General features: G+C 65.5%; 3 protein-coding genes and 1 pseudogene. 3 read left to right on the forward strand and 1 reads right to left on the reverse strand.

Annotated features, from left to right (window positions below; translation table 11 throughout):
- Positions 1-392, reverse strand: a pseudogene (locus BST27_RS30230) (sulfotransferase family protein); the annotation flags it as partial.
- A gap of 130 nt (positions 393-522) precedes the next feature.
- Here BST27_RS30230 and BST27_RS30235 point away from each other — a divergent pair.
- The 3 genes from BST27_RS30235 to BST27_RS30245 all read left to right on the forward strand — a co-directional run.
- Complete coding sequence (locus BST27_RS30235; protein WP_069417892.1) at positions 523-942, forward strand: YbjQ family protein; 420 nt, start codon at positions 523-525, stop codon at positions 940-942.
- A gap of 34 nt (positions 943-976) precedes the next feature.
- The gene (locus tag BST27_RS30240; protein WP_069417891.1) at positions 977-1,339 is read left to right on the forward strand and encodes a hypothetical protein; all 363 of its coding nucleotides are present in this window, start codon (positions 977-979) and stop codon (positions 1,337-1,339) included.
- A gap of 79 nt (positions 1,340-1,418) precedes the next feature.
- Positions 1,419-1,677, forward strand: a 259-nt coding sequence (locus BST27_RS30245) for a hypothetical protein (RefSeq protein WP_211285333.1), incomplete at its 3' end; no start/stop codon positions are given.

Here is a 1,677-nt window from a genome sequence, read left to right on the forward strand (position 1 = left end):
TGCGTGGTTCCCGAACGCGGCATGCCGACGACGATGAAGGGCTGCTCTATCTCGATCGACTCGATTTCGGGGTACCGCTTGAGGAGTTCGGTCAACGACAAACGGTTGCGCAACAGGCGAACCACTCGTTGTCGCAGGGACGAACGGGTGAGCTGGCGCAGGCCCTCGTCGGCCTCGATGGCGGCCAGGTGTGCGCTCAGGCGTTCGGCGAATCCATCCGTGTCGTCCAGGTCGGTTACCCCCGCCTGCGCTGTGGCCTCCGCGAGCATCTGGTCAAGGTCCAATTCGACGCGTTTGGCCTCGGTGAACTCCAGGACCTGGCGTTGGACGTCGGTGAGTTGGGGCGACGTCAGGTCGTCGAAAGCGAGGTCTGCTTCGCTCGCAGCACCCACGCGACCTCCTCGCCGTCGTAGCCGGGATACCACACGACCGTAGCCGGGGACGCCTCGTTAAGCGACTACCGGTGGCGGTACCCTGCACCGGGAGCCAGCCCACAAGTTGACTACACAGAAAGGTCGTCCGGTGCTCGTCGTCACCACCAATGACATTCCCGGTTGGGAGATCCAGCGCGTCTGTGGCGAGGTCTTCGGGCTCACCGTTCGCTCGCGAAATGCCTTCGCGCAGTTCGGCGCCGGGTTGAAGTCGATGTTCGGCGGAGAGTTGCAGGGCATGACCAAGAACCTCGCCGAAAGCCGCAACGAGGCGATGTCGCGGCTGATCAACGAGGCACACACCAAAGGCGGCAACGCGATCGTCGGAATGCGTTTCGACACGACGGAGCTCGGCGACGTGTGGACCGAGATCTGTGCGTACGGCACCGCGGTGCAGGCCGTGCCGGTTACCGATGCGGCGCGCTACACCGCATCGCAACTCGGCTACGGCAGTCCACCCCCGCCCCAGCAGCAGCACCCCCAGCAGCCGCAGCCGTACGGCGCAAGCTGAGATATCGCAGTGCAGTGAGCGTAGGTTCAGCGGAGTGATAGTAGGGGCTTTCCTGGCCGAAGCCGCCGCAGCGGTGGATAACAAGCTCAATGTCTCGGGTGGAGTGCTGTCCCGATACACCGTCGACGAAGACCGGGTGGCCCAATTCCTGCTGGTGACACTGACCCAGGCCGAGCCCGACAATCCGGACCGGCGAGTCAACGTGGAGATCAGGCCGCCGTCGGAGGATGACGAGCCGCAGTACCTCGAGTTCGAACTGCCCGAGGCCGCCGTCGCCTCCGAGGTCGGATTCGCGATCTTCGGCATCGAGGTCATCCTGCCCTTCAACGGGCGTTGGGTCCTGTTGGTGACCGGCGGCGCGGGCGCGATCTCGCTGCCGCTACTGGTGATGGGCTGACCCCGCGCCTAAGCTGAAATCCCGAGGTCGGGGGACGGACCTTTGCGGGAGGCCTGCGATGAGGTGGTGGAGTCATCGTGTGGCCGTCGCCGTGGCGGCTGCGATAGCGCCGATGGCGGTGGTGACGTCAGTGACGCCGGCGGTCAGCTCAGCGCGCGATTGCGATCCCAACATGTCGTTCAACTACGCCACCGGCGAGTGCAAACTAGCGCCGCCGATGCCCGAGTGGTACCACCTCCCGCCGACCTGGGCGCCGCCCTATGCGCCGCCGGACGTGGCACCACGACCACCGTCACCGTCGTGGGCACCAACGCTCGATCCCGTCTGGGATCCACGCT

Source organism: Mycobacterium intermedium (assembly GCF_002086275.1).
Taxonomy (GTDB): Bacteria; Actinomycetota; Actinomycetes; order Mycobacteriales; family Mycobacteriaceae; genus Mycobacterium; species Mycobacterium intermedium.